This is a genomic window from Actinoplanes sp. NPDC049548, from assembly GCF_040676695.1.
Taxonomy (GTDB): domain Bacteria; phylum Actinomycetota; class Actinomycetes; order Mycobacteriales; family Micromonosporaceae; genus Actinoplanes.
Map to the genome: position 1 here is coordinate 39,802 of NZ_JBFAPM010000034.1, position 7,093 is coordinate 46,894.

Annotated in this window: 6 protein-coding genes and 1 tRNA gene; 2 read left to right on the forward strand and 5 right to left on the reverse strand. The window is 72.3% G+C overall.

The annotated features are described in order from the left end of the window. Positions 1–63 precede the first annotated feature (63 nt). From AB0J80_RS36735 to ssb, 5 genes are all read right to left on the reverse strand, one after another. The gene (locus AB0J80_RS36735; protein ID WP_364714240.1) at positions 64–1,137 is read right to left on the reverse strand and encodes a M48 family metallopeptidase; all 1,074 of its coding nucleotides are present in this window, start codon (positions 1,135–1,137) and stop codon (positions 64–66) included. A gap of 21 nt (positions 1,138–1,158) precedes the next feature. Continuing rightward, complete coding sequence (locus AB0J80_RS36740; RefSeq protein ID WP_364714242.1) at positions 1,159–1,776, reverse strand: hypothetical protein; 618 nt, start codon at positions 1,774–1,776, stop codon at positions 1,159–1,161. Next, positions 1,769–3,304, reverse strand: coding sequence for a cobyric acid synthase (locus AB0J80_RS36745; RefSeq protein WP_364714244.1), 1,536 nt, complete (start codon positions 3,302–3,304; stop codon positions 1,769–1,771). Before AB0J80_RS36745 ends, AB0J80_RS36740 begins: the two co-directional genes overlap by 8 nt. Beyond that, positions 3,301–4,248, reverse strand: coding sequence for a cobalamin biosynthesis protein (locus AB0J80_RS36750; protein WP_364714245.1), 948 nt, complete (start codon positions 4,246–4,248; stop codon positions 3,301–3,303). The genes AB0J80_RS36745 and AB0J80_RS36750 overlap by 4 nt, the downstream gene beginning before the upstream one ends. A 643-nt stretch (positions 4,249–4,891) precedes the next feature. Next, positions 4,892–5,629 carry a single-stranded DNA-binding protein gene (ssb, locus tag AB0J80_RS36755; protein ID WP_364714246.1) on the reverse strand — a complete coding sequence of 246 codons (738 nt, stop codon included), beginning with the start codon at positions 5,627–5,629 and terminating at the stop codon, positions 4,892–4,894. Between the two features lie 171 nt (positions 5,630–5,800). On the opposite strand from ssb, the gene AB0J80_RS36760 reads away from it, so the two are divergent. After that, positions 5,801–6,874 carry an alpha/beta hydrolase gene (locus tag AB0J80_RS36760; protein WP_364714248.1) on the forward strand — a complete coding sequence of 358 codons (1,074 nt, stop codon included), beginning with the start codon at positions 5,801–5,803 and terminating at the stop codon, positions 6,872–6,874. Positions 6,875–6,922: 48 nt separating this feature from the next. Then, a tRNA-Arg gene (locus AB0J80_RS36765) sits at positions 6,923–6,998 on the forward strand. Positions 6,999–7,093: the final 95 nt, after the last annotated feature.

Below are 7,093 nucleotides of genomic sequence, written 5' to 3' on the forward strand. Positions count from 1 at the left end.
TTCGAGGCTGTGGACAACGGGGTCCGGACGGTTTCGGACGGCCGTGACAACGCTGCGGGAGTGTCAGGACGTCGGCGGAGGTGGCGTGTCGTCGTTACGCCGGCGGCCGGACCCGGAGGCCCAGTCGCGTGCCCCGCGGGCGGCGGACCCGGCCAGGTCGGCGGCGCCGTCACCGAGCTTGCGCAGCAACCCGACCAGCGGGTCCTGCGAGGTGGTGAAGCTCTGCCGGTAGGAGTCGGCGGCCGCCTTGATGTCCTCGGTGACCGAGGCGTTGCCGTCGGAGTCGCGCCGCGGGTAGTCGCCGCCCAGGATCCGGCCGTAGTCGCCCGCGTCGATCCACTTGCGCAGCTCGGAAGCGCGCGCCACGGGCACCGGGTGCGTGCTCCATGCCGTCATCCCGAGCTTGTGGATGCTGTCGCGCAGGTCGCCGCCGCTTTCGTACTCGGCGGCCTGCTCCAGGAAGGCGGCCGTGTCGATCTGGGAGAGGTCGCCACCGCCGGCGAGCTTCATCAGCAGGCGGGTGGAGGCTGCCGGGTCCTGGCCGGCGAGCAGGCCGGCCCGGTCGGCGGACAGCTCCGCCTTGCGCCACCACTCGAACATCGCGGCGATGATGGCCCGCAGCGCGATCGCGCCGACCGGCAGCCAGCTGAGGTTGGCGGCCCAGCGGGTGAGGATCATCATGATCGTCTTGTAGACCGCGTGGCCGCTGCGCACGTGGCCGATCTCGTGCCCGAGCAGGGCCCGCAGCTCGTCGTCGTCGAGCTTCTCCACGGCCGCGGTGGTGATCACGATGAACGGCTTGTCCATACCGATCGCCTGCCCGTTGATGACCGGCGACTGGCTCACGTACAGCTCGGGCAGCTCGGCGACGTCGAGGGTGGTGGCGGCCTCGGTGAAGCGCTGGTAGACCCGCGGATACTGCCGGTGGTCGACGCGGATGGCGCTGGCGAGGAACTGCAGGCGGAAGCCCCGCTCGTTCCACATGCCGAAGAATGCCTTCACCACGTCGTCGAAGCCGCGCAGCTCGCGCAGGGCGGTGAGCGCACCTCGGTCCGCGGGGTGCTCCCAGGCGCGGGAACTGATGCCGGTCAGCGTGACCCGTCGCCGCGTCGGCCGGTTGTCGTCTTCGGTCGTCATCGTCGTCCCCGTCCCCGCTGCTCACACAGCAGATCGTGGCCAATGAGGCGGTTGCCGCAACGGTTCGTAGCGGTCACCGGATCCTTCGGCCGCACCGTCGACCAGCAGGTCCACGTGCGCGGCGGTGGCCTCGGCGGCGAAGTGATCGTCCTCCGCGGCGCGCCAGCGCTCAAGGTACGCCCGAAACGCAACATCGTTACGCCCATCGCGTGCCAAAGCCCGACGCCAGCGTAGATCCGGTGGCGCCGTCACGAACACCGAGAACGAGAGCTCCGGCCGGATCGCCCGGCGCGCGGACGTCACCCCTTCCAGCAGTACGGCCGCAGCAGGCGCAACCGTCACAGGAGGTCCGCCGAACGCCTGCCGATGCCAGAGGTAGCGCTGGTACGTGGCGGGACGCCCGCGCCGCAGCGGCTCGAGCACCTGTTCCTCGAGCCGCGCCCAGAAGGTGAACTGGTCCTCCCACCCGTCGAGCAGGTCGTCGGTGTGCACGACGGGCACATCGGCGGCCTTGGCCAGTTTCCCGGCGAACCAGCTCTTGCCCGCGCCACTCGGCCCGTCGACGGCGACGAGGCGTACGGGTCCCAGCCGCGGCCCGGTGGCCAGGATGCGCGCGGCGAGCTCGGCGAAGCTAGCCACCCGGCGCCCCTGGCGGGATGAACGGCAGGCCCGCAGGCGGACCCGACTCGATCAGCCGCCACAGCGCGTCGGTGTCCAGGTGCTCCTCGACAAGGTCGCCGAGAGTGTCGAGCGCCTTCTCCCGGACGTCGGCGAAGCGGGTGTCCGGGGCCACCACGAAACCGTGCCGGCCGGCCTGCCGGGCCGCCTCGGTCAGGAAGCGGCGGCGGAACTCGTCCGACTCGAAGGCACCGTGCCAGTGCGTGCCGCACACCGCGCCCACCACGGCACCCTCCGGCGTGCCGTCCGCGTATCGCAGGAGTGGTTCCGGTGCGCCGCTGGAGACGTACCCGTGATGGATCTCGTAGCCACCGACCGGGACCTGATGCCACGCCGTGCCGCTCGGCCGGGTCAGGGTCTTGCGGGCGCCGAACGTGATGCCGACCGGCAGGAGCCCCAGTCCCGGGACGGTGCCGCGGCGGCTTTCCACCTCGTCGTGGATCGTCTCGGAGAGCATCTGGAAGCCGCCGCAGATACCGACAAGCGGTTTGCCCGCGGCCGCGTGTGCGAGGACGGCGTCGGCCAGACCGGTCTCCCGCAGCCATGCCAGGTCGCTGACGGTCGCCTTGGAACCGGGAAGCACGACGAGATCGGCGTCTGCGATGTCGCCGGGTTCGATCGTGAGCATCACGCGCACGCCGGGTTCCGCCGCGAGCGCCTCGGCGTCGGTCGCGTTGGAGATGCGCGGCAGCCGCACCACGGCGACGCGCAGCCACTCCGTTCCCCGCGGCGGGCCGGGACGTCCCAATGTCCGCCCGTACGCGAGTGAGTCCTCGGCGTCGAGCCAGACGTCGAGATCGAAGGGCAGCACGCCGTGCACCGGCCGCCCGGTGGCAGCGGTGATCATGTCGAGCCCGGGCCGCAACAGGCCGAGGTCGCCCCGGAACTTGTTGATGACGAAGCCGCTGATCAGCGCCTGGTCCTCGGGGCTGAGCAGGGCCAGAGTCCCGAACAGCGCGGCGAAGACCCCACCGCGGTCGATGTCGCCGACGACGACGGCAGGCAGCCCGGCATGCCGGGCCAGCCCCATGTTGACGAAGTCACCGTCGCGCAGGTTGATCTCGGCAGGGCTTCCGGCGCCCTCACAGATGACGGCGTCGTACTCGGCGCGCAGGGCGGCAAGCGTGGCATGCGCCGTCTCGGCCAGTTTGGGCCGCAGAGCGCGGTAGTTGCCCGCGGTCACCGTGTCGATCGCCTCGCCGAGCAGCACGACCTGGCTGGAGAGGTCGCTGCCCGGCTTGAGCAGGACGGGATTGAACCGGATGTCCGGCGCGATCCCGCACGCGGCGGCCTGCATCGCCTGCGCCCGCCCGATCTCACCGCCACGCCCGTCCTCGCCGACCACCACGACGGAGTTGTTGGACATGTTCTGCGCCTTGAACGGCGCAACCTTCACCCCCCGCCGGCGCAGCCACCGGCAGATTCCCGCGGTCAGCACGCTCTTGCCGGCATCGGACGTGGTGCCGGCGACCAGCAGCCCGCCGCTCATCGACGGCTCCCGGCCACGCCACGGACGAGGGCTGTCCCGGCACCGATCGCGGCCGCCGCGAGTCCGACAACTCCGGAGAGGCGTGCGGCGCGGCGCAGGTGGGCGGCTGACGGCCGCGGTCCGTCGCCCAGGAAAGGCCGGGTTTCCGTACGCCCGAAGTAGACGTTCCGTCCCCCGAGCCGTACGCCGAGCGCCCCCGCCATCGCCGACTCGCACTGCCCCGCGTTGGGACTCGGATGGTCCCGCCTGTCGCGCCGCCACACCCGCAACGCCTCGGCCCGGCGTCCCTGCACGACCGGCGCGGCGGCGATCGTGAGCAGCCCGGTGAGCCGCGCGGGCAGGAGGTTGAGCGCGTCGTCGAGCCGCGCGGACGCCGTACCGAAGCGGGCGTATCGCAAGGAGCGGTGCCCGACCATCGCGTCCAGCGTGTTGGCGGCCCGGTATCCCAGCAACCCCGGCAGCCCGGCGACGCCGCCCCAGAACAGCGGGGCGACCACGGCGTCGGACGTGTTCTCGGCGACGGATTCGACGGTGGCGCGGGCGAGCTCAGGCGCGTCGAGCGTGGCGGGGTCGCGCCCGCAGAGGTGGTTCAGCCTCCCCCGCGCCGCGGCCAGATCCTGGCGCTCGAGATGGCCGGCCATGATGCCCGCCTCCTGTCGCAGCGTGCGGCCGCCGAGCACGGTCCACGTCGCGGCCGCCACCACGGCGGCTCGCACGGCCGGCCGGCGACGTGTCAGGACGGCGAGACCCGCACCGGCCACGATCGGGATGCCGGCGGCCACCACGGCGAATGCGGTGCCGGCCACGCGGTTGGGCGCGTACAGGCGCTGCTCGAGTGCCCCCGCCGCCCGGCCGAAGCCGGCCACGGGGTGAAAGCGCCGCGGATCGCCGAGAACGGCATCCAGCGCATACCCCGCCACAATCCCGGCGGCGTCGGCAACCATCCCAGCTCGCCCTCCTCGTTCCATCCGCACCACCCTAGTGAGCGGGCCCCTGCCCGCGTGCCGGCCACCGGTCCGCCAGCGGGACCGGTGGCCGGCGGTCTTCTCGCCTGCCCGGCCCTCGTGCGCCGTACGCCGGGCAGGCCCGCCCCTCCCGCCCCGGGGGCAGGGCAGGAGGGTGGGCGCGCGGATGCCGGCCACCGGAACACCCGCGCGCCGCCGGACGACGACGGAGGGGCGGGGACCCTTCCGCCGTCGCGCCTGGGCGGCCGGCCGCCGTCGTTGCTCGACCGAGCGGCGGCCGGCCGGTGCTGTTCCGCCTCGCGTGCGCTCACCGCGGTAAGGGCGGAACAGCGGGGACGGGCGGGTGCCGACCGCCCGCCCCTCCGGTGGGACGCGTGCTCACCCCTCGCGTCCACCGGCGGCCGGAGACTCTGGCCCGGTCGCCGTCGTACGCCGGCGACCGGGTTCGGCCGCTCGCTCGCGACCCCGGCGACGAGCGGCTATACCGCCCAGGCGATGCCGGCCGTCGCGCATCGCCCAGGTGAGCCGGAAGCCCGCGCCCGGTCTCGCGCGGGCCGCCGGCTGCCATCCCCGGCCCCGTGAGCCGTAGCCGCTCCGGGGCCGGTGGCTCTGCGGTGACCGGTCAGGCCGCGACCGGCTGACGACGGGGACTGCGGCTGCGCACCCGGCGCGGGCTCACCGACTCGGCCTGCTCCGTGCGGCCCGCCGTCGGTTCGTGGATCGTCGAGGTGGGTTCGGCGTCGACGGGCTCGACCGGCTCGGCGTCCGGGGGCGCCGCAATGCTGTCGAACGGCTCGAACCCGCCGCCGGGTAGTGCGGCCACGGGCTCGGAGCCCTCCGGCAGCTGTGCGGGCACGTCCTCGAAGGTCGGCTCCTCGCCGTCGGGCACGCCGTCGCCGTACACCGCGGGGGCGTCGCACTCGGAGATCGGGGACGCCGGCTCACCGCGTACCTTGTCCACCGCTTCCGGGTTCTCGACCGCAGCCGTCGCCGCCGACTTGTTCCGGAAGAATCGGGCCCGGCCGCGGGACAGGTCGTGACCGACGGAGACCGCCTCCATCTCGTACGACGTACGCAGGTTGCCCTCGGCGTCGGTCCAGTCGCGGGTGTAGAGGCGTCCCGCCACCACGACCGGGTCGCCGACCGTGACGGAGGACGCCACTCCCTCGGCGAGGCGGCGCCAGCAGTTCACGCGTACCCGAAGATGGTTGCCGTCCACCCACTTGCCCGTGTCCCGGTCCATGCGGCGTGCCGTCGACGCCAGCCGGAAGTTCGCCACGAGGGTGTGGGAACCGGCGGTCCGCCGCCACTCGGGCGGGGTGAGCACGTTGCCGATCACGACGATATTGGTGTCGAACATCGTTTCTCCTCCATCGGTCGAAGTTCGTGGGAGCAGCCTGCCGTGAAGGCCGCCCTGGCCGCCCGGAGTGCCGGCGCGGCCTGTGGACGACGGCGCGATGGGGAAAACCTCCGAAGATCAGCCGTAGCTGCTATGGCGCGCCAGGCCCTACCTGTGGGTAACCTGGCTGGCGTGGAGACCGACGTCCTGGGCCCGCCGTACGAGCGGCACACCATCGACCTGGGCACCGACGACGAAGGGCCGGTCGTCGCGACCCTGGTCCGGCGCCGCGCGGACAAGCCCACCCGGCGCGCGGTGCTGTACGTGCACGGCTTCGTCGACTACTTCTTCCAGACCCACCTGGCCGACTTCTTCTGCGAGCGCGGCTGGGACTTCTACGCCCTCGACCTGCGCAAGTACGGCCGCAGCCTGCTCCCCCACCAGACGCCCAACTTCGCCCGCAGCCTCACCGAGTACTTCCCGGAGCTCGACGAGGCGGCACGCATCATCCGCGAACAGGACGGCCACGACCAGCTCCTGGTCGCCGGCCACTCCACGGGCGGGCTCATCACGTCCCTGTGGTCCCACGCCCGCAGCGACCGCGGCATCGTCGACGGCCTGTTCCTCAACAGCCCGTTCTTCGACTTCAACGTGCCGTGGGTGCTGCGCCGGCCCCTGATGAACCTCGTCGGGCGCACCAGCTCCCGTAACCCCTACCGCGTGCTGCCACTGAGCACCCTCGGCGTGTACGGGCAGAGTCTGCACTCGGACCACCGTGGCGAATGGACGTACGAGCTGGATTGGAAGCCCCTGCTCGGCTTCCCCGTGCGTACCGGATGGCTCGAAGCAATCCGCCGCGGGCAGACCCGCCTGCGCGCAGGACTGGCGATCGGCGCGCCGATCCTGGTCGCTTGCTCCACCCGTACCTTCCGCGGTAAGGCCTGGTCCGAAGACGCGCGAGTGACCGACTCGGTCCTCGATGTGGAACACATCGTCCGCTGGGCGCCGCGACTCGGCCCGAGGGTGACGATCGCCCGCTTCGACGGCGGCATGCACGACCTGACGCTGTCCGGCAAGGACGTGCGCGCCGAGGTGTTCCGCGAGCTCGGACGCTGGGTGGACGCGTTCCTGCCCCCCAAGGGCACGGCCGAGGAGGAAATCCCGCCGGCGCCGGAGGACAGCGCCGAAGGGGTCGCGCGGGCGGAGGCCGAGGCGGAGCTGGGCGCCGGGGCATCGGACGACAAAGCGGGCAGCACGACGGCGTGACATCCGGCTCGCCAGGGAGCCGGTGGGACTCTAGTATGTGCAGGCCAGGCGCTCGTAGCTCAGCGGATAGAGCAACGGACTTCTAATCCGTCGGTCGCAGGTTCGAATCCTGCCGGGCGCGCCATGTGATGTCTCAAGACATCGGAAACCCCTGAACCCACGGTTGTGGGTTCAGGGGTTCTTCGTTTTCGGTGCGGGTCCGGGTGGTCTGCCGGTGGG

Coding starts and splice junctions, on each gene's coding strand:
- AB0J80_RS36735 (WP_364714240.1), bottom strand. CDS start 1,137: ATGACGACCGAAGACGACAACCGGCCGACGCGGCGACGGGTCACGCTG.
- AB0J80_RS36745 (WP_364714244.1), bottom strand. CDS start 3,304: ATGAGCGGCGGGCTGCTGGTCGCCGGCACCACGTCCGATGCCGGCAAG.
- AB0J80_RS36750 (WP_364714245.1), bottom strand. CDS start 4,248: ATGGTTGCCGACGCCGCCGGGATTGTGGCGGGGTATGCGCTGGATGCC.
- ssb (WP_364714246.1), bottom strand. CDS start 5,629: ATGTTCGACACCAATATCGTCGTGATCGGCAACGTGCTCACCCCGCCC.